Here is a 24,503-nt window from a genome sequence, read left to right on the forward strand (position 1 = left end):
TTGCGAACAAACTACAGAGCCGATCCCGCTGCGTCCAGCCGCGCAAAACCGGGCTTGGCGAAATGTGGCTTTCACGCCAACGCTCGCTCCACCGCAACACCAATCCGCAAAAGCGCCTCTTCGCATTCAGGCTGGCCGAGGATCTGCAACCCACAGGATGGTACCCCTGTTGGCAGCGTCAGGGCGCAGAGGCCCATCAGGTTCCCAATCCGGGTATTTCGCAACGCCATAAGGTTCGAATGGATGTAGTAGTCGTGATCGCTTTGGAGCCGTGCGACATTCGGCGGCAGAATGGGGGAGGTCGGGCAGAGGATCCCGTCAAAGCCTGCGGTGGCCAGATCCCAGTCCATTCTAAACTGTTCCAGCTTGGCCCAAGCTGCGACATAGTCCGGGCCGCTGAATCCCGCGCCGGAGCGGAAGCGTTCGAGGATCTCTGGGAACATCAGATCCGGGGCCGCCTCGATCACATCCTTCCACAGACCGTAAGCCTCAGATGTGAACAGGACCGCGCTCAGGGCCATGGCTTCTTCCAGAACGGGCACCTCAAGCGGGATGACCTCCGCCCCGGCTGCGCGCAATCGATCGAGGGCCTTGCTGTGGGCACTTACAACCTCAGGCGCGAGGTCCTGCTGGGCGACAGTCCACAGATCGGCAAATCGCTTCCCTGCCAGAGATGCCCCCCTCAGGTCGGGGCCATGGTTGCCTTCCAACACGCCGAGATAGAGCGCGGCATCCTCAACCGAGCGGGCCAGCGGGCCGACCGTATCAAATCTGAGGCAGAGCGGCACGACCCCTTCCAGACTGATCCGGCCGGAGGTGGTCTTTAGCCCCACAAGACCGTTCCATGCCGCCGGAATACGCACTGACCCCCCTGTATCAGAGCCGATTCCACAGGCCGCAAGCCCAAAGGCGACAGAGGTTGCCGCACCGGAAGATGACCCGCCAGGAGCGGCCGCGTCGTCGTGAATGCAGGGCGGTGTCGCCTTCACAGGGTTGAGGCCAAGCCCGGAGAACGCTAGCTCGCTCATATGCGTTTTGCCAAGGCAGACAGCGCCCATAGCGGTTGCCGACCGCAGCACCAGCGCATCGCGATCAGGTATGCGATTGGCCAGCAGATCAGACCCGGATTCGGTGGCTATGGTGGCGCTGTCGAACAGGTCTTTCCAGCTGATGGGAACACCGTCCAACAGCGACAATCGCTGCCCATCTGCCGCGCGCTGTCTGGCGGCTTCAGCTTCGGCGAGGGCGCGATCATGTGTTACAACGGTGTAGATCCGATCACGATGCGGATGGGCGTCAATCGCGTTGAGATAGGTTTTGGTCAGGGCAACCGGGCAGATATCGCCCGCGTCAATGCCACGGCCCAAATTCGCCGCGGTCTGTGTCAGCCACTCTTGCATATGCGCCTCTCCAAATTGCACGGGATGGGGCGACGGTAGCGGCACCGCGCCCCATGGACAATCCCAATCGCAGGCGCATATTGCGGGGCATGAAAAACACATCTGACATCCTGATTGTGGGCGGTGGCCTGAATGGTCCGGCTCTTGCGTTGGCGCTGGCACAGACTGGGCATAGCGTGACCCTGATCGATGCGCTTCCCCGAGATCTGCGCGACGATGACGCCTTTGATGGGCGTAGCTATGCGCTGGCGCTGGCCTCGCAGCGGCTGGTGGATCAGATCGGCGTCTGGTCGCAGGTCGCTGACAAAGCGCAGCCGATGCTGGATATCAAAGTCACCGATGGCAGGGTTGGGCAGGGGCCGTCGCCATTCTTCATGCATTTCGACCACGCTGAGATCGAAGATGGACCGATGGGCTACATGATAGAAGATCGCTATCTACGCCGTGCCTTGCGCAGCGCCATGGAAGACAACGCCGCGATCACATTGGTGGATGAGCAGACGGTGGTCGCACAGCAGGTCGACACCAGCGGCGTGACCGTGACGCTCGCGTCTGGCGACACATTGCGTGCTGGCATGATTGTTGGCGCGGATGGTCGGCGTAGCGGGACCGCCGCACGGGCGGGTATCAAACGGACAGGATGGGACTACGGGCAGACCGCCCTGGTCTGTGCGATTCAACATGAAAAGCCTCACCACGGGATCGCACATCAATTCTTCATGCCACCTGGCCCTCTGGCCATCCTGCCGCTACCGGGTAACCGGTCTTCAATCGTCTGGAGCGAACGCAGCAGCACGGCCCAGTCCATTCAGGCGCTTGGGGAGGCGGATTACCTGACCGCCCTGCGTCCGCGGTTTGGTGATTTTCTGGGCGAGATCAGCCTGGCGGGGGATCGGTTTACCTATCCGCTGAACCTGACACTGGCGAATGCATTTGTGTCGGACCGTTTGGCGCTGGTTGGCGACGCGGCACATGGGGTTCATCCGATTGCAGGGCAGGGGCTCAATGCGGGTCTTCGCGATGTTGGCGCTCTGGCGGAGGTATTGACTGAGGCCAAACGCCGTGGTGAGGATATCGCCTCACCCTTGGTGCTGGCGCGGTACCAGCAGTGGCGTCGTTTTGATACCGCCAGCCTCGCAGCAGCCACTGATATGTTCAACAGGCTGTTTTCCAGCGATAATCCGCTGCTTCGTCTTGGGCGAGACATCGGTATGGGCGTGGTTGGCGCGATCCCAGGTCTGCGGCAGAACTTCATCCGAGAGGCCGCGGGGCTGACCGGGGATTTGCCGCGTCTGCTGCAGGGGCGGGCGATCTAACCCCCAGCATATCATACGATCCTGCGGACGGAGGCCGGGCAAACCATGCCCGGCCTCCGTCACATTGCGTGATTTTTCAATAAGGAGCGCTGGCGTTAGTCCAGTACGCGGGCTTCATCCTCCAGCATCACCGGGATGCCGTTGCGGATTGGGAAGGCCAGATTGGCTGCGCGCGAAATCAGTTCCTGTGCAGATGCGTCATACTCAAGAACCGTCTGGGTGCGGGGGCAGACCAATGCCTCCAGCATCCGGCGATCAAAGGAGACCGCCACGCCATCGGTGGAAGACGGTTCAGTGCTCATTGCAGAATCTCCTCATGCGAGCCGCCGCGCAGGGCAAACTCGATCAATGTGACCAGGGTTTCGCGCCTTGTGGCAAGGCAGGGCGCTTCGAGCAAGGCCTGTTTGTCCTCGGGATCGAAGTCGAGCATCATGGACAGGGAGTTGATCAACAGCTCGTCCTCAGCGTCCTTCAGTGCTTCCCAATCTGTCGATAGGCTGCGCGATTCAAAAAAGCGCTCGAGCAAGTCCAAAAATCCTGGCCGGTTGAAGCTTTTGTCGGCCTCCACCTTACCCAAATCGCGGGTGAAATCGCCCCAGTCGACTTCACACCGGCGATAAGGGGTGAACCCGTTGACCTCGGTCTTGATCCGGAAGCGCGATACCCCGGACAATGTGATCAGGTAACGCCCATCCTCGGTCTCTGAAAACTGGGTCACGCGCCCCGCACAGCCTATGCTGTGAAGGGTGCTGTCTTCCGTTTTCGAGGGGAACGGCTGTACCATCCCGATCAACCGGTGCGATGTCTTGAACGTGTCTTCCAGCATTTGCAGGTAGCGCGGCTCAAATATGTGCAACGGCAAACGGGCACGGGGCAGCAACAGCGCCCCGGGCAGAGGAAACACCGGTAGGGTATCGGGCAGATCAACGGCCTGTATCATGCTAGGGACTGTAGCGCTGACATCGGCCTAGGCAAATATGATTGAGCTGAGTTTGCGTCGACCATTCAGAACAATTGGATCATTTGGCTTCAGCGCATCAAAGATCGTGAACAACTGGGCCTTCGCGGCGCCGTCATTCCATTCCTGATCCTTGCGGAACAGCGTCAGAAGCTCATCCACAGCGGCCTCAGCCTCGCCCGCGGCATGCAAGGCCTGCGCCAGATCAAACCGCGCCTGATGGTCTTCGGGATAGGCCTCCACGGTTGCGCGCAGTTCGGCTACCGGACCGGCATTCTCGGCCTGCCGTGCCAAGGCGATTTGCGCATGTGCTGCCTCTATCTCTGCAGCGTCGGAAATCTCGGCCGGGGCGCCATTCAGCACGGCCTCTGCCTGATCCAAGTCGCCCTTGGCAACATGGGCACGGGCCAGACCGCCATAGGCAGCTGCGTTTTTGTCGTCTTCGCCGAGAACAGCGGCGAAGGTCTGTGCGGCATCTGCCACATCGCCGTCGGTCAGCATCTGCTCTGCGGCTTCGATTGCATCGCCCAGACCGCCATCTGCACTGCCGCCGCCTGTTTCGATGGCACGCTTGATGAATGAATCGATTTCGGATGGGGCCACAGCGCCCTGGAACATATCAATTGGACGGCCCTGAACGAAGGCGACAACCGTGGGGATGGATTGCAGCGGCAGACCCTGCTGCGACAGCGCCTGCACCAGACGCTGGTTCTGATCCACGTCGATTTTTGCCATTGTGACGGCGCCTTTGGCCTTGGTCACCGCAGCTTCCAATGCGGGGCCAAGGGTCTTGCACGGCCCGCACCAGGGCGCCCAGAAATCCACGATCACCGGCGCCTGCATCGACGCATCGACGACGTCCTGCATGAATGTCGCCTCGGTCACGTCTTTGACCAGATCACCTGCGGGGGCCATATCTCCCGCGCCGCCAAGAATATCGATCATGCGCTTGCTCTCCATTTCGAACTTGCCCCCTATATGAAAGCTGGCCGCCCAGAAACCAAGGGTCGATCTGTGCAAAGCTTGTCGCCTTTTCGCAATCATGGCCGTTTCACGGGGGCTGAAAGCCGAGCAATGAGGACGGCGGTATTATCCTATCGTGAAGGACAGTGTGTTTCTGCCGAAACCCTGTCGCGGATTCGACATTTTCCCTTGTGGCAGAGTATCATGAAGCGATAGGAACAGCATTCATGCTTAGAACGCGCGCGAAATATAATCTGGGGCAGGTCGTCCGTCATCGCAAACACCCTTTTCGCGGTGTCGTGTTCGATGTCGATCCTGAGTTTGCCAATACCGAAGAATGGTATGAGGCGATCCCCGAGGACAGCCGTCCGGTGAAGGATCAGCCTTATTACCATCTGCTGGCAGAGAACGATCAGACATATTACGTGGCTTATGTGTCTGAACAGAACCTGATTGCGGATTATTCCGGCGAGCCGGTGGGCCACCCTGATATCCCCGAGATGTTCGGCAGTTTTGACGACGGCAGCTACGCGTTGCACTATCAGCTGAACTAGGGTCGGCAGCCGTTGGCTGATTGGATCTCCGCAACAGCACGTGCATGCTGCGAAGACCACTACCATTTCTGATGATCGACTGCCGAGGGCGGGTCAATACCCTAGGGCGCAACCATCCTTGCGTGCATCACTGGCGCCTTCCAGAATACCCGAACTGTGGATCTGGACCGCCTGAGCGCCGCCAATGGCAGTCTCCGGGATCGTGACGTTATGGCCCATATCGGCGAGCTCTTGACGCACCGCATCGCTATAGCCTCGCTCGACTTTCAGCTGGCCACCATCAGCAAAGGCACGGGGCATATCGATTGCCGCTTGTGGATCCATCCGGAAATCCGTCAGGTTAGAAACAAAGCGCGCGTGCCCATTGGGCTGATACGCCCCGCCCATCACGCCGAAGGGCATGGTAACGTCGCCCTCTTTGCGCAGCATTCCGGGAATAATGGTGTGCATCGGGCGTTTGCCTCCCGCCAACATGTTGGGATGGCCCTGCTCCAAGGTGAAACCGGCGCCCCGGTTCTGTAGAAGGATGCCGAATTTATCAGAGGCAATTCCCGACCCGAAGCCGTGGAAGATCGAATAGATCAGTGAGACGGCCATGCGATCCTTGTCGACCACGGTGATATAGATCGTGTCCTTGTGCACCGCCTCGCTCACTGGCGCGGCGGCCGCCATTGCCCGTTTCGGATTGATCAATTCTGCTAGCCGGGCTGCCGTATCCGGGGCCAGCATATGATCCAACCGGTTGGTATGATCGGCATCGGCGATAAACCGGTTGCGGGCATCATAGGCCAGCTTCGCGGCTTCCGCCTCGATGTGAATCCGCTCAGCACCAACAGGATTCATCCCCGCCATGTCAAAATGTTTGAGAATATTCAGCATCAAAATGGCAGTGGCGCCCTGGCCGTTTGGCGGATGTTCGACCAGATCGATATCTTGGTAACTTCCGGAAACGGGAAGGGTGAGGTCGGCTTGAGTCTTGGCAAAGTCCTCCGCGCTGTGAACGCCGCCGAGCGTCTGTAATGTGGTTATCAGGTCTTCAGCAATTTCGCCGGTGTAGAAGGCATCGCGGCCGTCCTTGGCGATCCGACGCAGCACTTCGGCTTGCCCTGGTGCGCGAAACATCTGGCCGATTTTCGGTGGCGTACCATTAAAGAGGTAGTGATCACGCGCACGGCCTTGCAGGGTCTCGGCATCGCTCTGCCAGTCAAAGGCGACACGTGGGGCAACCGGAACACCGGCCTCGGCATAGTGGATGGCGGGTGCGAGGAGCGTATCCAGCCCTAGCCGCCCTTCCGTATCGGAGAGCTTGCAGAAGGCATCAACTGCACCGGGGATGGTAACCGCATGTGCGCTGGTCAGGGGGACCGTCGCCAGCCCGTTTGCCCGAAGCCCTGCCGCATCTGCGGCTGCCGCCGCGCGCCCAGAACCGTTCATCGCCTGAACCGCTGCACCGGGGCGTGAGTAGAGGACAAAGCAATCGCCGCCGATTCCGGTCATCTGTGGTTCGCATATCCCAAGCAAGACGGCGCCCGCAATTGCGGCATCCATGGCGTTGCCGCCCCGCTTCAGGATGTCAATCGCCACGCCCGCTGCCAGCGGATGAGATGTGGCGCAGAGACCATTTTCAGCGAATACGGCTGATCGCCCCGGGAAATGAAAATCGCGCATGGTGCCTCCTGTTATTGTAAGGCAGATTAGATCGCGCGGAGGCAAAGGCAACGACAAAGCGTCTGCCAAAGTCGGTGGGACGGTCGGGACATCACGAGGGCGTCTCGCAAGCTAGCAGTCTTCGCAAAATCCTGTATCTGTGAGCCGCGAGTATTTAATCACGCGAATGTCCAGTCGCTTGTCGTCTGCCCGTTTGGCCGACACGTTTTGTCCGCATGGGCTGCTCAGGCGCTGTTGGCGTTGCGCATCTGGATTTCGAAGCAGAGCGAGAGATTGTTGCCAGTGTCGTCGCGCTTGTATTGCACGTCGGAGGTAAGCTCCCGGATGAGCAACCAGCCGAAGCCCCCCTCGGGCAATTGATCTGCATCAACTGTCAGATCATGTGGTGTGCCCATAGGCAGTTCGCCATTCTCAAACGGGGCACCACCGTCGCCAATGGAAATCCACAGTTGGTCAGGGTGCAAGTTGCAGCGAATACGCACGTCACCGATATCCATACCGGCGTAGGCATGTTCGACGACATTGTTCACCGCCTCGGTGAGAGCGATCTGAACCTCGTCCACGCGGGGATCCGGAATCCCCATGGTGCGCAGCCGCGCGACGACGTCCTGTACGCCAGATCTGGCATCCAGTTCCGTAGCCGTGAAAGTGCAGGAAAAGGTTTCTACCATGGTCTTTTCGCTCCGCGTTACAAACACGCGTGGGGTCAAGAATCGATACGGGTTGCAGTCGTTGCATCGCCCAGCGACGCATATAAATCAAAAACAGTATCCATTCGCGTCAGTCGAAACACTTTGTCGACCATCGGCGTCAACCCGGCGAGGTCCAGTTTTCGTCCTTGGCCGAGTTGCTTCATGGCAGCTACAATAGCGCCAAGACCGCTGGAATCGATGAATTTCACCTCTGACAGGTCAAGAATGACACGATCAGGGCCATTTTCGGTGGTCGCGCGCATATCTTCTTTGAATTGGATAGCCATGGCTGCATCAATGCGCTCGGCATTGACGGTCACGATCTGGGTGCCATCGGCTGTTGTGCTGGTCAGGCTCATGAGTGTCCCCGCGTCAATATGTGTTGACGATCAGCCTAGACGCCAATCCTTACGATTTTGTATGCACTATTTCGACATTAGGAGGAATATTAGATGAAAACTGTTGTGATCGCAGGCGCGGCCCGCACCCCGATGGGCGGATTTCAGGGCATGTACGACGGCGTCGCAGCCGCCGAGCTGGGCGGCTCTGCAATTCGCGCGGCGCTTGTGGGGGCAGGGGCCACCACTGTCGATGAAGTTCTGATGGGCTGTGTGCTGCCCGCGGGTCAGGGGCAGGCGCCAGCGCGGCAGGCAGGGTTCGCAGCTGGCCTGGGCGAAGAGGTGCCGGCAACCACGCTGAACAAGATGTGCGGCTCGGGCATGAAGGCGGCGATGATGGCCTATGATCAGATCGCGTTGGGTCAGGCGGAGACTATGATTGCGGGTGGGATGGAGAGCATGACAGATGCACCATATCTGCTGCCAAAGATGCGCAATGGGGCACGGCTCGGTCACGGGCAGGTGGTCGATCATATGTTTTTGGACGGGCTTGAGGATGCTTATGACAAAGGTCGCCTGATGGGCACCTTTGCCGAGGACTGTGCGGAGACCTATCAGTTCACGCGGGAAGCACAGGATGAATACGCGCTGACATCGCTGTCAAATGCGCTGGCAGCGCAGGAAAGCGGTGCCTTTGATGCCGAGATCGCGCCCGTCACCGTCAAAACCCGTAAGGGCGAGACAGTCACTAACGCGGATGAGCAGCCCAAATCAGCACGCCCTGACAAGATTCCGACACTGAAACCGGCCTTCCGTAAGGATGGTACCGTCACCGCAGCCAATGCCTCGTCGATCTCGGATGGCGCCGCCGCATTGGTGCTGGCCTCTGAAGATGCCGCAGAAGCCCAGGGTCTGACTGTACGCGCCCGCATCATGGGTCATGCCAGTCACGCCCAGGCGCCGGGGTTATTCACAACGGCTCCGGTTCCGGCAGCCAAAAAGCTGATGGCGCAGCTCGGCTGGACGGTCAGCGATGTGGACCTTTGGGAGGTGAACGAAGCCTTTGCCGTCGTGCCAATGGCCTTCATGCATGAAATGGGGTTGCCGCGTGACAAAGTGAACGTCAACGGCGGCGCCTGTGCTTTGGGTCATCCGATCGGAGCCTCCGGCGCGCGTATCATCGTGACATTGCTGAACGCATTGGAAAAACGCGGCCTGAAGCGCGGCATCGCAGCCATTTGCATTGGTGGCGGTGAGGGCACGGCCATCGCGATTGAGCGCATGTGATTGTCACCTTTCAAAAAATACTCTCGGGGGTGAATTGACCGACAGGTCAAGAGGGGGCAGACAGCCCCCTCAACGACGTTGAAGGAGGGCTGCCCATGCAGGTCGATTACGAAACACTTGCCAAGACCATCGCCGCTTTGACAGAGGGGGAGACCGACGAGGTTGCACTGATGGCCACGATGGCCTGCGAAGTGCACCACAGTGATGAGCGTTTTGACTGGACCGGGTTCTATCGGGTCGTCGCGCCGGAATTGCTTAAAATCGGCCCGTATCAGGGCGGTCATGGATGCCTGCAGATCGCGTTCTCCCGCGGGGTCTGCGGCGCAGCGGCCCGTACCGGCGAAGTACAGCTGGTTGCTGATGTGGAGGCGTTCCCCGGCCACATTGCTTGCGCCTCCTCGACGCGATCTGAGCTGGTGTTGCCAGTCTGGAACGGTGATGGGGCATTGATCGGGGTTTTTGACATCGACAGCGACCAGCCCGAGGCATTTACTGGCGATGATGCAGAACAGATCACTGCGATCCTGAAGCGGGTCTTCGCTCCAAGCTGATTCGCAGGGGCAGGGGCAGGGGCGTTGCCCCTCGGCCCTCAGGGCCTCACCCCAGAGTATTTACGGAAAGATGACAGAGCCCGGCGCCCATAGTGTGCTGGGCTTTTTGTATGCAGATTGATGATCGTGAAAAAATCCTTGGAAATTTCATGAATACAATGCATCGTGAAAAAAGAGCAGCAATTTTCACAGGTGCTATGTGACGGATCAATCTCCACAACCGGCAAGCCTAGGTGCCGATTTGCGCGCCTTGCGCAAGGCGCGAGGGGCAACGCTCGTGGATCTTGCAGTGCGTCTAGGTCGCTCGGTCGGGTGGCTGAGCCAGGTCGAGCGGGATATGTCGGAACCGTCGATTTCGGACCTCCGCGAGATTGCAAAGGCTTTGAATGTCCCAATGTCGATGCTGTTTGCTCATTCGGCGGCGCCGGCCGCAGAGCAGGGGTATATCGTCCGTGCGGGTGCGCGTCGTCCGATGGGGTCTGGGGAGGAAGGCCTGATCGAGGAATTGCTGTCACCGGATCTGACCGATGATTTCGAGATGGTACATTCGACTTTTCGCCCCCATTCCCGAATGCAGGTCCCGGCTGACCGTCCCACCCAAGAGGTCGGCTATATGATTGCCGGGCAGTTGGATCTGGTGATCGGGGGGCGCAGTTTCACCGTTGGGCCGGGTGACAGCTTCCGGATCAAGGAAGAAGCCTACCAATGGGCCAATCCCTATGACGTGCCAGCGGTGGCCGTCTGGGTCATCGCGCCGCCGGTGTATTGATGAGCTTTGAGGCCTGGACCCTCTTTGCTTTGTTTTGGGTGGTCTTCGTGACCACACCCGGACCAAATGCAGTGAATTGTATTTCCAATGGAATGAGCTTGGGGTTCTGGCGGGCGATAGTCGGCGTCCTGGCCATTCTGACACAGGCGACCTTGTTTCTGTTGCTGTCGGCCATCGGCGTAACGGCCCTGATTGCAGCATCGCCGAGTGTGTTTCTGGTGGTAAAGCTGATCGGGGCCGCATTCCTGATCTATCTGGGCCTGCGCGGATGGCACAATGCGACACGACCAGCTCCGGCAGTTGAGCGACCTGCCCGCCATGTCTATCTGCATGCTCTGGCTGTGGCGGTGATCAACCCCAAGAGCGTCGCCGGATATCTCGCAGCGTTTTCGCAATTTGTTGAGCCGAATGTGCCCATCTGGGATCAGATGCTGGTGATCATGCCCACTGCGCTGATCCTAACAACACTGAGCTATACCGGGTTCACGCTCCTTGGTTTTGCGATGGGGCAGGCGGCGATGAAGGCGGTCTTCAACCTGTGGATCCGGCGCCTTCTGGCCGTTTGTTTCATTGTTTATGGGGTGCTCCTTGGGTCGACCAGCGTTCCCGATCTGGAGGGTATGCGATGATCAAGGGGTCTTGCCTCTGCGGTGACGTTTGTTTTGAAACCGTCGCAGAACCGAGCGGCGCGTCGATGTGTCATTGCTCCCAATGTCGCAAGCAATCGGGTGGCATCTGGGCCTCTGCACAGGTGCGTGACGTCGACCTTGTTATCACCGGTTCGGTCCGCTGGTTTGAAGCGACATCGCTGGCCAAACGCGGCGTCTGCCCACGATGCGGCTCTTTCCTGTTTTGGAAAGGCACGGCCGAAGACACCATCAGCTTTGCACTCGGCGCTGTCGACGGGAACACCGGTCTCAGCGTCGAAAAGCACATCTTCACCGCCTCCAAGGGCGACTACTACGAAATTGCGGACAATGTGCCGCAAGAGGACTGACGACGAGGGAGGCATCATGTCTGATTTTCCAACAAAGGCCCGTGTGGTCATCATCGGCGGCGGTGTCGTCGGCTGTTCAGCGCTCTATCACCTGGCCAAGAAAGGCTGGTCTGATTGCGTACTGCTTGAGAAGAATGAGCTGACTGCAGGCTCCACATGGCACGCGGCGGGCAACGTCCCGACCTTTTCGACGTCCTGGGCGATCATGAACATGCAGCGCTACTCGACCGAGCTATATGCGCGGCTCGGTGAAGAAGTCGATTATCCGATGAACTATCACCAGTCCGGCTCAATCCGTCTGGCCCACACCAAGGAGCGGATGCAGGAGTTCGAACGTGCCTGTTCCATGGGCCGTTATCAGGGCATCGAGATGGAGATGTGGACACCTGACCAAGCCAAGGAACATTACCCGTTTCTGGAAACGCACGATCTGGAAGGTGTGCTTTACGATCCCACGGATGGAGACATCGACCCGGCACAGGTGACGCAGGCGCTGGCTAAAGGTGCGCGCGACATGGGAGCCAAGATCATCCGCTTCTGCCCGGCAACGGGTGTAATGCAGAAGGAAGATAAGACCTGGATCGTGCAGACCGAGAAGGGCGATATCGAATGTGACTATGTGGTGAACGCCGCAGGTTATTATGCCCAGCGTGTCGGCGAATGGTTCAAGGATTATGGCGGCCGTACTGTGCCGATGATGGTAATGAGCCACCAGTACCTGCTAACCGAACAGATCCCGGAGGTGGAAGCCTGGACCAAGGCGCATGGAAAGAAATTGCCGCTGATCCGCGACGTGGATGTTTCTTATTACCTGCGGCAGGAGAAGAACGGCTATAATCTTGGCCCCTATGAGCCGAACTGCAGAGGTCACTGGATGACCGAAGACGACCAGATGCCGGACGACTTCTCGTTCCAGCTGTGGTCGGACGATCTGGACCGGATCGAGGATATCGTGACCGACGCCATGGAACGTGTGCCGCTGATGGCCACCTCCGGTGTGTCCAGCGTGATCAACGGTCCGATCCCCTACGCGCCCGATGGCCTGCCTCTGATCGGCCCGATGCCGGGGGTGGACAACGCGTTTGAGGCCTGCGTCTTTACTTTCGGCATCGCCCAGGGCGGTGGTGCTGGCAAGGTGCTGGCGGAATGGATCGTTGATGGTCAAACCGAGTGGGACATGTGGGCGGTCGATCCGCGCCGCTACACCGACTATACCGATCAGGATTACTGCGACCAGAAAGGTATGGAAGTCTACGGCAACGAATATGCTATGCATTTCCCGCACCACGAATGGCCCGCTGCACGTGATAAGAAGATGAGCCAGGTTCACACCGCGATCAAGGCGTTAGGCGGTGTGATGGGCGCCTATAACGGTTGGGAACGCGCCAATTGGTTCGCCAAGCCCGGAGACGATACGTCCGAGGAAGCCACCCATACCTGGGGCCGCTCCGGCCCGTGGCAGCAGCGTATCAAGGAAGAATGCGAAGCGGTCCGCGATGGTGTTGGCGTGCTGGATCTGCCGGGCTTCTCTCGCTTCAACCTGAGCGGCGAAGGTGCCGCCGAATTCCTGCGCGGACTGGTCACCGGCGGCCTGCCGAAAGTGGGTCGGATGAACTTGGTCTATGTCTCGGACGACCGCGGCCGGATCCTGACAGAGATGTCCTGTATACGTCACGGTGAGGATCACTTCACTATGATCACCGCAGGCTCGGCCCAGTGGCATGATTTTGAGATCTTGAAGAAGGCCCTGCCTGCAGGCCTGCGCTTGACGGATCATACCACGGAATTTGCGACCATGATCGTGACGGGTCCGCAATCGCGGGATCTGTTTGCAGGCATCTCTGACGCTGATCTGTCCCTAGGCTGGCTCACCCATCAGGAAGCCACCGTCGCAGGCAAACCTGCCTTCCTGGCGCGGGTGTCCTATGCGGGTGAGCTGGGCTGGGAAGTCCACTGCGCCAACGAGCATCAGCCGGCAATTTATGATGCCCTGCTGGCAGGCGGCGCCAAGCCGTTCGGCATGTATGCGCTGAACTCCTTGCGCATCGAAAAAGGCTACCGCACCTGGAAGGGTGACCTCAGCACCGACTACTCGCTGCTGGAAGGCGGGCTGGAGCGGTTCGTCAAGCTGGACAAGCCACAGGACTTCCCGGGCAAGGCTGCGATCCAGAGCGAAAAGCAGCAGGGGGCAAAGAAGTCCTTTGTCACTCTGATTGTTGAGGCCGGCGATGCAGATGCGCCTTATATGTCCTGCATCTGGAAGGATGGCGAGATCGTCGGAGAGACCACTTCCGGCGATTGGGGGTATCGCGTGAACGCCTCAATCGCGCTGGGCATGGTTCGCAGTGATGCAGCGGTGCCGGGCACCGAGCTGGAGGTTGAGATCTATGGCGAGAAATGTCGCGCCGTAGTTCAGGAAGACAAACCGCTGTGGGATCCAGGCAATGACCGGCTCCGCGCCTGAGACAGCTATGACCTCCGGGGGGACACCCCCGGGGGGACATCAGTGGCAGGTTGATATCATCCTGACGGAAGGCTTCGTGCTCACTGAATTCTCCGCCGTGGTGGAGCCTTTGCGACTGGCCAACCGGGTGCTGGCACAACCACCATTTTCCTGGACAATGCGCTCTGCTGGGGGCGGACGGGTCGGATCCCGTGCCGACGCCTTCGTCGAGACGGAGCCTTTCGCGGCGAAAGCAGATGCCGATTGCGTGTTTGTTTTGGGCAATACGGACCCGGACTGCCCGGCGCTGTCGATGGGATCGCTGATCAGCACCTACCGCACGCGCGGGGCGAAGGTCTATCTGCTGGCAGAGGCCGCCAGCCGGTACATCCGTGACAGTGGCAAGGAAGGGTCCCAGCACACGACGCATTGGGAAAACGCCAACTTGATGCGTGAACGCATCGGGTTGTTCGACACCAATTTCGCGCTGGCGAGTGAAGATGGGCAGGTTGTGACCTGTGCCGGAATGGGGGCGACGGTGGATATCGTTCTGGCCCTGATCGGACAGCTGACCACGGCGGCGGCGCAGGTGACGGTTGCGAATATCCTCTTGCACGACAAGGTGCGGGACTTTGCGTCGTTGCAGCCGTTTTCGGGTGTGAAGCCAACGATCACCGGCGATGCGGACCTTGATCAGGCCATTCACGTTATGCAGGAGCACATAGAGGATCCGCTGCCGATCAATGAGATTGTTGACCATCTCGGGATTTCTACCCGGTCGCTAGAACGCAAGTTCAAGACCTTTCTCGGCACGACACCCAATGGTTTCTATCGGGAGATGCGTTTGAACAAAGCCAATAACCTCTTGCTGAACACCACGATGAGCGTGCGCGAGATCGGTTTGGCTTGCGGGTTCTCCAATGGGTTTTCGACCCTGTATAAGGCATTTTTTGGCATTACGCCCTTCGCTCTGCGCAAATCACGGCGCGTATCCCAGTCACAGCAGCAGCGTGGGAAATCTGTACGATAGCGGTGGAGAATAGAGCGTGCAGGCTGGCGTTTTTGATGCATTTGTTGTCGCCTTGATGTGGCAGCATTCGGCCATGCAGTTCGTCCAGTCAAGCTCAGGAGGCACATGATGAGCGATTTACCCAACAAGGCCCGCGTGGTCATTATCGGCGGCGGCGTGATTGGCTGTTCGGTCGCCTATCACCTGACCAAGCTGGGTTGGACGGATGTGGTGCTGCTGGAGCGCAAGCAGCTGACCTCCGGCACCACATGGCACGCGGCCGGTCTGATTGCGCAGCTGCGGGCCACTGCCAACATGACCAAGCTCGCCAAATACAGTCAGGAGCTTTATGGCGCTTTGGAAGACGAAACCGGTGTCGCGACCGGATTTAAGCGCTGCGGCTCAATCACGGTTGCGCTGACCGAAGAACGCAAGGAAGAGATCTTCCGCCAGGCCGCCATGGCGCGGGCATTCGGCGTTGAGGTCGAAGAAATCTCGCCTGAGGAAGTTAAAACCCGCTATGAGCACCTGAACGTCGGCGACGTGACTGCCGGCGTGTGGCTGCCCAAGGACGGGCAAGGCGATCCGGCTAATATTGCACTAGCCTTGGCCAAAGGCGCCCGCCAGCGCGGCGCGCTGGTCAAGGAACGGATCAAGGTTACTGGCATCTCCAAGGACGGCCGCCGAGTCACCGGCGTCGATTGGGCCAGCGATGATGGCCAGTCCCAGGGCCACATCGAGGCGGACATGGTGGTGAACTGCGCCGGCATGTGGGGCCACGAGGTCGGCCGCATGGCGGGCGTCAACGTGCCGCTGCATGCCTGTGAACACTTCTATATCGTGACCGAAGCCATTACCGGCCTGACCCAGATGCCGGTGCTGCGCGTTCCGGACGAATGCGCCTACTACAAAGAAGATGCGGGAAAAATCCTGCTTGGCGCGTTTGAGCCGAACGCCAAACCCTGGGCGATGAACGGCATCCCCGACACGTTCGAATTCGACCAGCTGCCTGAGGACTTCGATCACTTCGAGCCGATCCTGGAAGCCGCCTGCAATCGGATGCCGATGCTGGCTGAGGCAGGCATCCATACCTTCTTCAACGGTCCCGAGAGCTTCACTCCGGATGACGCCTACCACCTTGGCTTGGCGCCGGAGATGGACAATTTCTGGGTCGCTGCAGGTTTCAACTCAATCGGTATTCAGTCGGCGGGCGGCGCTGGCATGGCGCTGGCGCAGTGGATGGAAGACGGTCAGAAACCGTTCGACCTTGGCGACGTGGACATCTCCCGCATGCAGCCGTTCCAGGGTAACAAGCACTACCTGTTCGAGCGCTCCAAGGAGACGCTGGGCCTCTTGTATGCTGATCACTTCCCCTACCGTCAAAAGGCCACCGCTCGCGGCGTGCGCCGCACCCCGTTCCACCACCACCTGCTGGAGCAGGGCGCGGTGATGGGTGAAATCGGCGGCTGGGAACGCGCCAACTGGTTTGCCAATGAGGGCCAGGAACGCGAATACCAGTACAGCTGGAAACGCCAGAACTGGTTTGAGAATTTGGCAGCTGAACACAAGGCAGTCCGCGAAAATGTCGGCATGTACGACATGTCCTCCTTTGGCAAGATCCGCGTCGAAGGCCCGGATGCCGAAACCTTCCTGAACTACATCTGCGGCGCCAACTTGTCGGTTCCCGCGGGCAAGATCGTCTACACCCAGTTCCTGAACACCCGCGGCGGCATTGAGGCCGATGTGACCGTCACCCGCCTGTCGGAAACCGCCTATCTGGTGGTGACCCCGGCAGTGACCCGTCTGGCCGACCAGACCTGGATGATGCGCCACGTGGGCGACCACCGGGTGGTGATCACTGATGTGACCGCAGGCGAGGGCGTGCTGGCAGTGATGGGCCCGAACGCCCGCAAGCTGCTGCAGAAAGTCTCGCCCAATGATTTCTCCAACGAGGTGAACCCCTTTGGCACCGCGCAGGAGATCGAACTGGGCATGGGCCTCGCCCGTGTCCACCGCGTGACCTATGTGGGTGAACTCGGCTGGGAGATCTATGTCGGCGCCGACATGGCGGGCCACGCGTTCGAAACGCTGCACGAGGCGGGTCAGGACATGGGGCTCAAGCTCTGCGGTATGCACATGATGGACAGCTGCCGGATCGAGAAGGGCTTCCGCCACTTCGGCCATGACATCACTTGCGAGGACAATGTGATCGACGCAGGCCTCGGCTTTGCGGTGAAGACCAACAAGGACGACTTCATCGGCAAGGCAGCAGTGCTGGAACGCAAGGAAACCGGCCCCAGGAACCGCATGGTACAGTTCAAACTGACCGATGCTGAGCCGCTGTTATTCCACAACGAGCCGATCATTCGAAACGGTGAGTATGTGGGCTACCTTAGCTCCGGCAATTATGGCCACACCCTGGGTGCTGCCATCGGCATGGGTTACGTGCCCTGCGACGGTGAAAGTGCAGCAGATGTTCTGGGCTCCAGCTATGAAATTGACGTTTGCGGCGTGAAGGTGAAGGCCGAGGCCTCCCTTAAGCCCATGTATGACCCGAAATCAGAACGGGTTAAGCAATAGAAACGCCCGAGTTTTTGACCGATATGATGTGTTACTAGGGGAGGGTGCGTGCCATATTCGCGCACCCTCCCAACAGCCCGAAGTAAAGCTGGCGGACAAAGACGACATCAACACCTTTGGCAGTATCACCCCTATTCATTGCCGACCGACCTGTCATAAACGCGGCTCAGGGAGATTTTACGAAGATGCCGCAGCCTGAGAACAAAGACACGCCACAGGGCCTCGCCTTTGCCGTTTCCGCCTATCTGATGTGGGGCTTTCTGCCACTCTATATGAAGGCGCTGGCACATATGCCCGCAGCAGAAGTGGTCGCCCATCGGGTGATCTGGTCGGTGCCCGTTGCGGGTGCTCTGCTCATTATCCTGCGCCGGACCCGCGACCTACGCGCGGCACTTACCTCCCCGAGAGTGTTGATGATGGGCGCGGTAACAGCAGCACTGATTTCCGTGAATTGGGGCATCTATGTCTGGTCCATCGCGACCGGCCATGCGTTGGATGCGGCTCTTGGTTATTATATCAATCCGCTGTTCAGCGTCATGCTTGGTGCTGTGCTGCTGGGCGAGCGCCTGTCGCCTGCCCAATTGGTTGCGATCGGTTTGGCAGCACTGGCGGTATTGGTGCTCGCGCTAGATGCGGGTCGGCTGCCCTGGGCGGCAATCGGGCTGACGCTCAGCTGGGGCTTTTACGCGTTTTTCAAGAAATCTCTACCGGTTGGTCCCAACCAGGGATTCATGCTGGAGGTGCTGATCCTAACACCCCCGGCACTGGCGTATTTGGCATATCTGACGGTCACTGGCGGTGCCCATTTTGGCGGCGACTTCAGTGACACGGCGTTGTTGTTGGGGTGTGGTGTGGTGACGGCGGTGCCGCTGATTACCTATGCCAATGGCGCCAAGCTGCTGCGCCTATCTACGATCGGCATTCTGCAATATATCGCGCCCACCATGATCTTTCTGGCGGCGGTCGTTGTCTTTGGCGAGGAGTTCGGTCGCGCGCGGATGATCGCTTTCCCGATGATCTGGCTCGCGCTGGTGATCTATTCCGTTTCGCTGCTGCGCCAGATGCGTCGCGCCTGACGGATTGCAAGGCGCCGAGAGTTCGGCGTTGATTGTCTGTGCCAGAGTGTCAGCCCAAAGCGTATAAGCCATGGCTGAAGGGTGATACCCGTCTTGTGCGGCCAGCGTTGGATCGGGCGGTATTGTGAAGGGCAGGTGTACGACATTTGGATCCTGTGCGGCCAGTTTGGCCAGCACCCGGTCCAGCCGCGTCGAATGCCGTCCTAGAACCCAGGCCAGCGGGTTGGGAAGGGCGGGAAAATCCGCCATGGGCGGCACACCGGACAGGATCACCAGTGTTACCCCAAATCGGTCACGCAGAAGTCTGATCAGGGCTGACTGTTCCATGTGAAACCGTCGCCGTCGTGCAAGTCGCGTCACATCGTTCACGCCAAGTGCCAAGACCGCGACGTCGAATGTCTGTGGTGGAAGCGCGCGCACCCGGGCCAGTGCATCGGCGCTGCGATGTCCGGTTGTCGCCTCCAGTCGCCAGGTCAGATGCCGCCCAGTCGTCAGTTTCTTGGTCAATTGGCCGCAGAGCGCGTCATCCTGTCGGCCGACACCAACCCCTGCGGCAGAGCTATCGCCGACAATCAGCAGACGCAGAGGTGTGCCACGGCCCAACTGCCCAAACCGTGGCCCCCAGGGTTCAGGCAGGCGTAGCGCCCTGCGCCGCACGTTGATTGCCTGCACGACCAGCAATGGCAGCAGTACGATCCGAGCGATATGGTCCAGGCCGATCAGCTGAGCGCCGATTGATAGTGCAGAAACCGAGGATCCGAGGTGACCCGCGCCATGATTGCTTCCCGCAAGACCCCAATGCTTTTGTAAGGGCGCATCACCACTTCGAACTGGGCAATCAGCCCGTCTGAATTCAGGGTGATCAGATCAACGCCGACCGCATCGAACTCTCCGATCTTGCACTGGAATTCCAAGGCCCAGTCATCGCCACTTCCCATGATGCGGCGGTAACGAAAATCGCCGAAAATTTGACCGACGTGCCCCAGAATGGCTGCGACCGGAGCGCGACCGGTCCAGATTTTCCAATAGGTCGGTGGCAGAAACTGCACATCTTCGGCCAGCAGGCTAGCAATCTGACTGTCATCACCTTTGGCAACGACTTCATGCAGCCTGCTGATGGTTGGATGAGTCATGCGTCACCTTTCAGACCAGGGAACCCGCGAAGAATGCGAATGTGAAGATGTCACCACCCTGCCGATCCACCCAAGCACCGGCAAGCGCGACGTTGCGATACCTTGCCCTGCGGGCAACGGGCCGCTAGGGACGCGGGCATGACAGTTTCTAGCGATTATACTCCGCCGACAGATCCCCTGGACATCCTGCATCATGACGCCCAGCTTCTGGTGGTGAACAAGCCCCATGGTCTGCTCAGCGTGCCGGGTCGGGGGGAGCATCTTGCGGATTGTCTTCTGAGTAGGCTGCAGGCTGTCTTTCCGGAGGCGCTTCTGGTGCATCGGCTGGATCGTGATACCTCCGGTGTGATGGTGTTCGGCGTCACTCCACATGCCCAGCGGCATCTGTCCATGCAGTTCGAAAAGCGCAGTGCGAAGAAAGCCTATGTGGCGCGGGTTGACGGTCGGCTTGAACCGCGCAGCGGAACCGTAGATCTGCCGCTCATCGTGGACTGGCCCAATCGCCCGCGCCAGATGGTCTGCCACGACACCGGCAAGGAGGCCGTGACTGACTGGCGGGTGATGAAATACGAAGACACGGCAACACGTGTGCGTCTGACGCCCAAGACCGGACGGTCGCATCAGCTGCGGGTGCATATGCTGTCTCTGGGTCACGCCATTTTGGGCGATCCGCTTTATGCAGAGGGGCACGCATTGGATCACCCGCGTATGATGCTGCATGCGGAGGAGCTGCGGATCAAACATCCTGACAGTGGCGAATCGATGAAGTTTCGCGTCAAGGCCCCGTTCTGAGGCCAACTGTACCTAGACGCTGATACGCAGCCAGCCCGGCGGCAGGATATCGGGATTGTTCAGTTTCGGATCGCCAAACCATTTTGCCGGACCGGCGACGCGGCGGTCCGGTGTCTGGTTCAACCAGGCTGCCCACCAGGAAAACGAGCTGTTGCCGATGATGTTGTGTTTGCACAGGCTCATCAGGCGCATGTCCTCATAGTCGGTATCAGCGCCGTTGAAATCCACCACAACCTTGTCACAGGGCAAGGGCAGGTTTTCCTTTGCCCACTGTGGATCATCCGAGAAGACATAAACCGTTGGCTGTCCCTTCAGCCCGTCCAGAACCTGCGCCAATGCGGCCTCGTAATAGGCTTGATCGCATAGCACATGCGCCGCAAGGGTCAGATAATCGCCCCGGCGCACGTGCAGTGAAATCGCGTTGGTCTCGCCGATCCGTGCCGCCATCTCCGCGTTTTGCTGATTTGAATATTCAGGGAAGGTGAAGTCCCGCCGGATGCGCTCGGCACTTTGTGCGAAATAGCGCTCGCTCTGCCAGTAACCATGCAGGTAGCTGTTGTCGCTCCAGTCTACGAAATCCGGATTGTAGCCCAGGCCAACCTCCCGGCGTAACTTCGGTCCGGTGCCTAGATGCTGGCCCAAACCGCGCCATAGCGCGTAACCCAGCGGAGCGCGTTGGCGCAACGGTGGCCAGATGTCCGGTGTGGCCAGGTCAAGATCGAAGAGGCGCGTCAGCACACCCTCACCGCGCAGCTCGGCGCCGCGACTGTCAAGCGCAAGTGACACGCCAAGCCGATCTGCCAGCGCACGCCCGGCAGCGTATTGGAACATCTGATTGCCCAGTCGGCCATGCAGGCGGGTGATGATCATGGTTGGTCCCTCGGAGCGATATGCAGCGTTGATAGGCGCCATGGGCTGTCATGACCAGACCCGGTCGGTCTCATCCGCCGGATCGCGCCTGCCAGTCGCTGTAGGCTGCAACGCCAAAATCCATATCCGGGTCGTCAGTCATCGGCGCCAGAAACTCGATCGAGTGCCCGTCCGGATCCTTGAAGTAGATCGACAGCGCAGGCATCCAGCCCAGCACCACCGGTTCCTCCGTCGGGGCTCCGTGAAAATCAAGCGGTGTGATCCCGGCATCAGACAGCCGGTCGCAAATGCCATCAAGTGCCGGTATCGTGGTTCGAAACGCCATGTGCAGTCTCATACCCATCGGGGCCGAGCCACCCGACCACAGCCCCAGCATCCCCTGTGACTGCCCGCCGACCCAGTAAAATGCGACCTGCCGTTCGGGCAGGCAACGCGCAAGCTCCAACCCGATAGTTTCACCATAAAACGCCATGGCAACGTCTAGGTTTTTCACGGGCAGGTGGGTTTCGTAAATACCGGTCAAGGTGGTGCTGATACCGGTTTTGACGACGGGGGCAGGCTTCTCATGGATCATTCGGCGTCTCCTGTGAATGGTCATTTTCCCTACCCTGCAAGCTCAAGTCAGGTTTAGATCAAGAGGTATGTGATCTCTGTCTTTATTTCTTTTGATGCGGCTTGGACGTGGCCTCTCTCTACTCAGCGGGGCTGATAGACAGCCATTCAATCGTAGTCGCGGGTTGCTAGGGTCTTGACTACGACGGGTGGAACCGCCTAAGGCTGAAACAGGGTCGGAGCCCTGCCGCTCGCGGTTGACAAGACCATGGTGAACCTCCGTCTGTAGATTTCCTGTCTTTCGCCCATCGATATGATGCGCCAATGGCAATGCGGGCTCCATATTTTCGGCGCATCTTGTTGATTGGACAAGAGGCAAGAATGACGACCAACCCAGAAGATCTCCCCACCGTCGGGAGCCTGAAGCAACAGGCCCGCAATCTGCGACAGCAGTTGCAGGCCCGCAATCTCACCCTGTCACATAGCGCTGCGCTTGAGATGGTGGCCCGGCAATATGGCTACAAAGACTGGAATACGATCAGCGCCAAGGCGGACAGACCGCGCCCCAATATCCCGCAACAGACACTACGTGTCGGGCAGACCCTGCGGGGCAGTTATCTTGGTCAGGCCTTCACTGCTGAGCTGCGCGGGCTGCAGGTTTTTGGTGAAGGAGCACGCCGACGTGTGACCCTGCATCTGGAAGAACCGGTGGATGTGGTGAAATTCGACAGTTTCTCCGCATTGCGACAACGGATCAGCGGCACCATCGGATGGGACGGTCGCTCGGCTGAGCGGACCTCAGATGGTGTGCCTCAGCTGGTGCTGGAATTGCCTGACTGGAGCCGTTTCACCTGAAACCAGCGCGAGAATACCAAAGAGCCGCCCTCGTAGGCGGCTCTTATCGTTAAGGTGTGTGGTTTGGTATGGGGCGTTATTCGTCGGCCCAGCCACCGACGGCTTTCACCTCCAGGAAATCCTCAATCCCCCAGCTGCCGCCCTCGCGGCCATTGCCGGATTGTTTCATCCCACCAAACGGCGACCCGGCGGAACGCGACTTGCCGTTCATCTCGATCATGCCAGCACGCAGCTTGCGGGCCATACGGTTGGCACGAGCGAGATCTTGTGTCTGCACATAGTTGGTCAGACCATAGGGCGTGTCATTGGCAATCTCGATGGCGTCCTCTTCGCTCTCAAAGGGGATGATTGACAGCACCGGGCCAAAAATCTCTTCACGAGCGATGGTCATCTGGTTGTTCACATCGGCAAAGACGGTTGGTTTGACATAGAAACCTTGGTTTAGCCCATCCGGACGACCAGTGCCGCCAGCAACCAGTCGGGCGCCTTCGTCGATGCCCTTCTGGATCAGGTCCTGGATCTTGCCCCACTGCAGTTCGTTGACCACGGGACCGATGTGGCGACCTTCGCTGGAGGCGGGGCCAACCTCGACCTTATTGGCAACTGCGGCAGCTTCTTCGACGGCTTTGTCGTAGATGCCTTTCTGTACCAGCATGCGACTTGGCGCGTTGCAGCTTTGACCGGTGTTGTTCATCATATGCAGCACGCCGCGCTTGACCGCTTTCTCATCGGCATCGTCAAAGATCACGTTGGCACCCTTGCCACCGAGTTCCAGATGAACCTTCTTCAGCGTATCCGCCGCAGCCTTGGAAATCGCAGTGCCTGCGCGGGTCGAGCCAGTGAAGGACACCATGTCCACATCGGGATGGCTGGACAGCTGGGTCCCCACGCCGGTGCCGTCACCGTTCACCAGATTGAAGACACCGGCAGGGAAACCGGCCTCGTCCATCATCTCGGCAAAGATCATCGCGTTGAGCGGGCTTTGCTCGGACGGTTTCAGAACCATGGTGCAGCCTGCAATGGCTGCGGCGCCTACCTTCAGGGTGACCTGATTCATCGGCCAGTTCCATGGTGTGATCAGCGCCGCCACGCCTACAGCCTCATGGATGATGCGATCATTGGGGGCATGGTCGCCCAGAGGGGCGTCGAAGGAAAACGCCCTCGCCGCCTTGATAAAGTTGCGCAGGTGCCAACTGCCTGCGCCTGCCTGCTGGGTGCGGGCCATGTCGATTGGCGCACCCATCTCGACGCTCATTGCCTGCGCCAGATCTTCGGTGCGGCTCTCGTATACTTCGATCAGTTTTTCGACCAGCGCGATACGCTCTTCAACCGGCGTAGCCATCCAACCCGGCAGGGCGGTCTTGGCTGCGGCGACAGCGGCATTTGTATCCGCTGCATCGCCGAGGGAAATGACGGCACAGGGCGCCTCAGTCGAGGGGTCGATCACTTCAAAATCGTTAGGTGCAGCAGGGGCGACCCATTGGCCGTTGATGTAAAAATCACGTTTCTCGATCATCTGTCGATCTCCCGGATATCAGGGTGTGACGGGGCAAAACCCCGCAATTAGCCGCCACTCTGTCACTGGTGTTTCGGATGGGCAAGGGGGGAATGAATAATTTGATCAAATTGCTGAGGTGGACGAAAATCCACTATTTTGCGCTGTTCTGGGACAGCTGCGCGATATCATCGATTGCCGCACA

General features: G+C 59.2%; 24 protein-coding genes and 1 pseudogene. 13 read left to right on the forward strand and 12 right to left on the reverse strand.

What is annotated here, in order from left to right:
• Positions 1-71: 71 nt before the first annotated feature.
• Positions 72-1,400, reverse strand: coding sequence for an amidase (locus tag INHI_RS0117445; RefSeq protein WP_027248440.1), 1,329 nt, complete (start codon positions 1,398-1,400; stop codon positions 72-74).
• Positions 1,401-1,489: 89 nt separating this feature from the next.
• Here INHI_RS0117445 and INHI_RS0117450 point away from each other — a divergent pair, with 89 nt between their 5' ends.
• A complete protein-coding gene (locus tag INHI_RS0117450) occupies positions 1,490-2,716 on the forward strand; it encodes an FAD-dependent monooxygenase (protein WP_027248441.1) in 1,227 nt (408 codons plus the stop codon).
• A gap of 95 nt (positions 2,717-2,811) precedes the next feature.
• On the opposite strand, the gene INHI_RS20600 is transcribed toward INHI_RS0117450, so the two are convergent.
• The 3 genes from INHI_RS20600 to INHI_RS0117465 are packed head-to-tail and all read right to left on the reverse strand — an operon-like array spanning position 2,812 to position 4,619.
• Complete coding sequence (locus INHI_RS20600; RefSeq protein WP_036767151.1) at positions 2,812-3,018, reverse strand: Trm112 family protein; 207 nt, start codon at positions 3,016-3,018, stop codon at positions 2,812-2,814.
• The gene (locus tag INHI_RS0117460) at positions 3,015-3,656 is read right to left on the reverse strand and encodes an LON peptidase substrate-binding domain-containing protein (RefSeq protein WP_014876217.1); all 642 of its coding nucleotides are present in this window, start codon (positions 3,654-3,656) and stop codon (positions 3,015-3,017) included. Before INHI_RS0117460 ends, INHI_RS20600 begins: the two co-directional genes overlap by 4 nt.
• Before the next feature lie 27 nt (positions 3,657-3,683).
• Entirely contained in the window at positions 3,684-4,619 is a 936-nt protein-coding gene (locus INHI_RS0117465) for a tetratricopeptide repeat protein (RefSeq protein ID WP_027248442.1), read from the reverse strand.
• 245 nt (positions 4,620-4,864) lie between these two features.
• Here INHI_RS0117465 and hspQ point away from each other — a divergent pair, with 245 nt between their 5' ends.
• Complete coding sequence (gene hspQ, locus INHI_RS0117470) at positions 4,865-5,191, forward strand: heat shock protein HspQ (protein ID WP_014876215.1); 327 nt, start codon at positions 4,865-4,867, stop codon at positions 5,189-5,191.
• Positions 5,192-5,284: 93 nt separating this feature from the next.
• On the opposite strand, the gene INHI_RS0117475 is transcribed toward hspQ, so the two are convergent.
• From INHI_RS0117475 to INHI_RS0117485, 3 genes are all read right to left on the reverse strand, one after another.
• The gene (locus tag INHI_RS0117475) at positions 5,285-6,859 is read right to left on the reverse strand and encodes a gamma-glutamyltransferase family protein (RefSeq protein WP_027248443.1); all 1,575 of its coding nucleotides are present in this window, start codon (positions 6,857-6,859) and stop codon (positions 5,285-5,287) included.
• Between the two features lie 224 nt (positions 6,860-7,083).
• On the reverse strand, positions 7,084-7,530 hold the full coding sequence (locus INHI_RS0117480; RefSeq protein WP_014876213.1) for an ATP-binding protein: 447 nt from the start codon (positions 7,528-7,530) through the stop codon (positions 7,084-7,086).
• Positions 7,531-7,565: 35 nt separating this feature from the next.
• The gene (locus tag INHI_RS0117485; protein ID WP_014876212.1) at positions 7,566-7,910 is read right to left on the reverse strand and encodes an STAS domain-containing protein; all 345 of its coding nucleotides are present in this window, start codon (positions 7,908-7,910) and stop codon (positions 7,566-7,568) included.
• Positions 7,911-8,003: 93 nt separating this feature from the next.
• Between INHI_RS0117485 and INHI_RS0117490 the strand changes: the two genes are divergently transcribed.
• The 9 genes from INHI_RS0117490 (at position 8,004) to rarD (ending at position 18,601) form a co-directional block, all read left to right on the forward strand.
• Entirely contained in the window at positions 8,004-9,176 is a 1,173-nt protein-coding gene (locus INHI_RS0117490; protein WP_027248444.1) for a thiolase family protein, read from the forward strand.
• Positions 9,177-9,271: 95 nt separating this feature from the next.
• The gene (locus INHI_RS0117495; protein WP_027248445.1) at positions 9,272-9,727 is read left to right on the forward strand and encodes a GAF domain-containing protein; all 456 of its coding nucleotides are present in this window, start codon (positions 9,272-9,274) and stop codon (positions 9,725-9,727) included.
• A gap of 199 nt (positions 9,728-9,926) precedes the next feature.
• On the forward strand, positions 9,927-10,496 hold the full coding sequence (locus INHI_RS0117500) for a helix-turn-helix domain-containing protein (protein WP_027248446.1): 570 nt from the start codon (positions 9,927-9,929) through the stop codon (positions 10,494-10,496).
• On the forward strand, positions 10,496-11,125 hold the full coding sequence (locus INHI_RS0117505; protein ID WP_027248447.1) for a LysE family translocator: 630 nt from the start codon (positions 10,496-10,498) through the stop codon (positions 11,123-11,125). The genes INHI_RS0117500 and INHI_RS0117505 overlap by 1 nt, the downstream gene beginning before the upstream one ends.
• The gene (locus tag INHI_RS0117510; RefSeq protein WP_027248448.1) at positions 11,122-11,493 is read left to right on the forward strand and encodes a GFA family protein; all 372 of its coding nucleotides are present in this window, start codon (positions 11,122-11,124) and stop codon (positions 11,491-11,493) included. Before INHI_RS0117505 ends, INHI_RS0117510 begins: the two co-directional genes overlap by 4 nt.
• Positions 11,494-11,509: 16 nt before the next feature.
• Positions 11,510-13,957, forward strand: coding sequence for a GcvT family protein (locus tag INHI_RS0117515; RefSeq protein WP_027248449.1), 2,448 nt, complete (start codon positions 11,510-11,512; stop codon positions 13,955-13,957).
• Positions 13,938-14,966: a GlxA family transcriptional regulator gene (locus INHI_RS0117520; RefSeq protein ID WP_027248450.1), complete on the forward strand. Its 1,029-nt coding sequence runs from the start codon at positions 13,938-13,940 to the stop codon at positions 14,964-14,966. The genes INHI_RS0117515 and INHI_RS0117520 overlap by 20 nt, the downstream gene beginning before the upstream one ends.
• Before the next feature lie 108 nt (positions 14,967-15,074).
• Positions 15,075-17,525, forward strand: coding sequence for a GcvT family protein (locus INHI_RS0117525; protein WP_027248451.1), 2,451 nt, complete (start codon positions 15,075-15,077; stop codon positions 17,523-17,525).
• Positions 17,526-17,710: 185 nt separating this feature from the next.
• Positions 17,711-18,601 carry an EamA family transporter RarD gene (gene rarD / locus INHI_RS0117530; protein ID WP_027248452.1) on the forward strand — a complete coding sequence of 297 codons (891 nt, stop codon included), beginning with the start codon at positions 17,711-17,713 and terminating at the stop codon, positions 18,599-18,601.
• Positions 18,602-18,661: 60 nt separating this feature from the next.
• Here the strand turns inward: rarD and INHI_RS20970 are convergent.
• Together INHI_RS20970 and INHI_RS0117535 are read right to left on the reverse strand one after the other, a co-directional pair.
• Positions 18,662-19,273 (reverse strand): annotated as a pseudogene (locus INHI_RS20970) (SGNH/GDSL hydrolase family protein); the annotation flags it as partial.
• 47 nt (positions 19,274-19,320) lie between these two features.
• Positions 19,321-19,734, reverse strand: coding sequence for a nuclear transport factor 2 family protein (locus INHI_RS0117535; protein ID WP_014876201.1), 414 nt, complete (start codon positions 19,732-19,734; stop codon positions 19,321-19,323).
• A gap of 138 nt (positions 19,735-19,872) precedes the next feature.
• On the opposite strand from INHI_RS0117535, the gene INHI_RS0117540 reads away from it, so the two are divergent.
• Positions 19,873-20,526: an RluA family pseudouridine synthase gene (locus tag INHI_RS0117540; protein WP_014876200.1), complete on the forward strand. Its 654-nt coding sequence runs from the start codon at positions 19,873-19,875 to the stop codon at positions 20,524-20,526.
• A 12-nt stretch (positions 20,527-20,538) separates the two neighbouring features.
• Here INHI_RS0117540 and INHI_RS0117545 read toward each other — a convergent pair whose 3' ends face one another.
• On the reverse strand, positions 20,539-21,396 hold the full coding sequence (locus INHI_RS0117545; RefSeq protein WP_027248453.1) for an alpha-1,2-fucosyltransferase: 858 nt from the start codon (positions 21,394-21,396) through the stop codon (positions 20,539-20,541).
• Positions 21,397-21,466: 70 nt separating this feature from the next.
• Positions 21,467-21,970, reverse strand: a complete 504-nt coding sequence (locus INHI_RS0117550) for a VOC family protein (RefSeq protein WP_051338975.1) — start codon at positions 21,968-21,970, stop codon at positions 21,467-21,469.
• 359 nt (positions 21,971-22,329) lie between these two features.
• Here INHI_RS0117550 and INHI_RS0117555 point away from each other — a divergent pair, with 359 nt between their 5' ends.
• Positions 22,330-22,803 (forward strand): glyoxalase superfamily protein, encoded by a 474-nt coding sequence (locus tag INHI_RS0117555; protein WP_027248455.1) that lies wholly within the window; start codon positions 22,330-22,332, stop codon positions 22,801-22,803.
• Positions 22,804-22,879: 76 nt separating this feature from the next.
• Here INHI_RS0117555 and INHI_RS0117560 read toward each other — a convergent pair whose 3' ends face one another.
• Positions 22,880-24,319 (reverse strand): aldehyde dehydrogenase family protein, encoded by a 1,440-nt coding sequence (locus INHI_RS0117560; protein ID WP_027248456.1) that lies wholly within the window; start codon positions 24,317-24,319, stop codon positions 22,880-22,882.
• Positions 24,320-24,503: the final 184 nt, after the last annotated feature.

This window comes from Phaeobacter inhibens DSM 16374 (genome assembly GCF_000473105.1).
GTDB classification, from domain to species: domain Bacteria; phylum Pseudomonadota; class Alphaproteobacteria; order Rhodobacterales; family Rhodobacteraceae; genus Phaeobacter; species Phaeobacter inhibens.

What these genes read in the sequence shown, in the direction of transcription:
- INHI_RS0117560 (WP_027248456.1), bottom strand. Translation starts at nt 24,319, where the DNA reads ATGATCGAGAAACGTGATTTTTACATCAACGGCCAATGGGTCGCCCCT.
- INHI_RS0117520 (WP_027248450.1), top strand. Translation starts at nt 13,938, where the DNA reads ATGACCGGCTCCGCGCCTGAGACAGCTATGACCTCCGGGGGGACACCC.
- INHI_RS0117475 (WP_027248443.1), bottom strand. Translation starts at nt 6,859, where the DNA reads ATGCGCGATTTTCATTTCCCGGGGCGATCAGCCGTATTCGCTGAAAAT.
- INHI_RS0117465 (WP_027248442.1), bottom strand. Translation starts at nt 4,619, where the DNA reads ATGATCGATATTCTTGGCGGCGCGGGAGATATGGCCCCCGCAGGTGAT.
- INHI_RS0117450 (WP_027248441.1), top strand. Translation starts at nt 1,490, where the DNA reads ATGAAAAACACATCTGACATCCTGATTGTGGGCGGTGGCCTGAATGGT.
- INHI_RS0117545 (WP_027248453.1), bottom strand. Translation starts at nt 21,396, where the DNA reads ATGATCATCACCCGCCTGCATGGCCGACTGGGCAATCAGATGTTCCAA.
- rarD (WP_027248452.1), top strand. Translation starts at nt 17,711, where the DNA reads ATGCCGCAGCCTGAGAACAAAGACACGCCACAGGGCCTCGCCTTTGCC.
- INHI_RS0117515 (WP_027248449.1), top strand. Translation starts at nt 11,510, where the DNA reads ATGTCTGATTTTCCAACAAAGGCCCGTGTGGTCATCATCGGCGGCGGT.
- INHI_RS0117445 (WP_027248440.1), bottom strand. Translation starts at nt 1,400, where the DNA reads ATGCAAGAGTGGCTGACACAGACCGCGGCGAATTTGGGCCGTGGCATT.
- INHI_RS0117535 (WP_014876201.1), bottom strand. Translation starts at nt 19,734, where the DNA reads ATGACTCATCCAACCATCAGCAGGCTGCATGAAGTCGTTGCCAAAGGT.
- hspQ (WP_014876215.1), top strand. Translation starts at nt 4,865, where the DNA reads ATGCTTAGAACGCGCGCGAAATATAATCTGGGGCAGGTCGTCCGTCAT.
- INHI_RS0117480 (WP_014876213.1), bottom strand. Translation starts at nt 7,530, where the DNA reads ATGGTAGAAACCTTTTCCTGCACTTTCACGGCTACGGAACTGGATGCC.
- INHI_RS0117490 (WP_027248444.1), top strand. Translation starts at nt 8,004, where the DNA reads ATGAAAACTGTTGTGATCGCAGGCGCGGCCCGCACCCCGATGGGCGGA.
- INHI_RS0117505 (WP_027248447.1), top strand. Translation starts at nt 10,496, where the DNA reads ATGAGCTTTGAGGCCTGGACCCTCTTTGCTTTGTTTTGGGTGGTCTTC.
- INHI_RS0117460 (WP_014876217.1), bottom strand. Translation starts at nt 3,656, where the DNA reads ATGATACAGGCCGTTGATCTGCCCGATACCCTACCGGTGTTTCCTCTG.
- INHI_RS0117550 (WP_051338975.1), bottom strand. Translation starts at nt 21,970, where the DNA reads ATGATCCATGAGAAGCCTGCCCCCGTCGTCAAAACCGGTATCAGCACC.
- INHI_RS0117510 (WP_027248448.1), top strand. Translation starts at nt 11,122, where the DNA reads ATGATCAAGGGGTCTTGCCTCTGCGGTGACGTTTGTTTTGAAACCGTC.
- INHI_RS0117540 (WP_014876200.1), top strand. Translation starts at nt 19,873, where the DNA reads ATGACAGTTTCTAGCGATTATACTCCGCCGACAGATCCCCTGGACATC.
- INHI_RS0117495 (WP_027248445.1), top strand. Translation starts at nt 9,272, where the DNA reads ATGCAGGTCGATTACGAAACACTTGCCAAGACCATCGCCGCTTTGACA.
- INHI_RS0117555 (WP_027248455.1), top strand. Translation starts at nt 22,330, where the DNA reads ATGACGACCAACCCAGAAGATCTCCCCACCGTCGGGAGCCTGAAGCAA.
- INHI_RS0117485 (WP_014876212.1), bottom strand. Translation starts at nt 7,910, where the DNA reads ATGAGCCTGACCAGCACAACAGCCGATGGCACCCAGATCGTGACCGTC.
- INHI_RS20600 (WP_036767151.1), bottom strand. Translation starts at nt 3,018, where the DNA reads ATGAGCACTGAACCGTCTTCCACCGATGGCGTGGCGGTCTCCTTTGAT.
- INHI_RS0117525 (WP_027248451.1), top strand. Translation starts at nt 15,075, where the DNA reads ATGAGCGATTTACCCAACAAGGCCCGCGTGGTCATTATCGGCGGCGGC.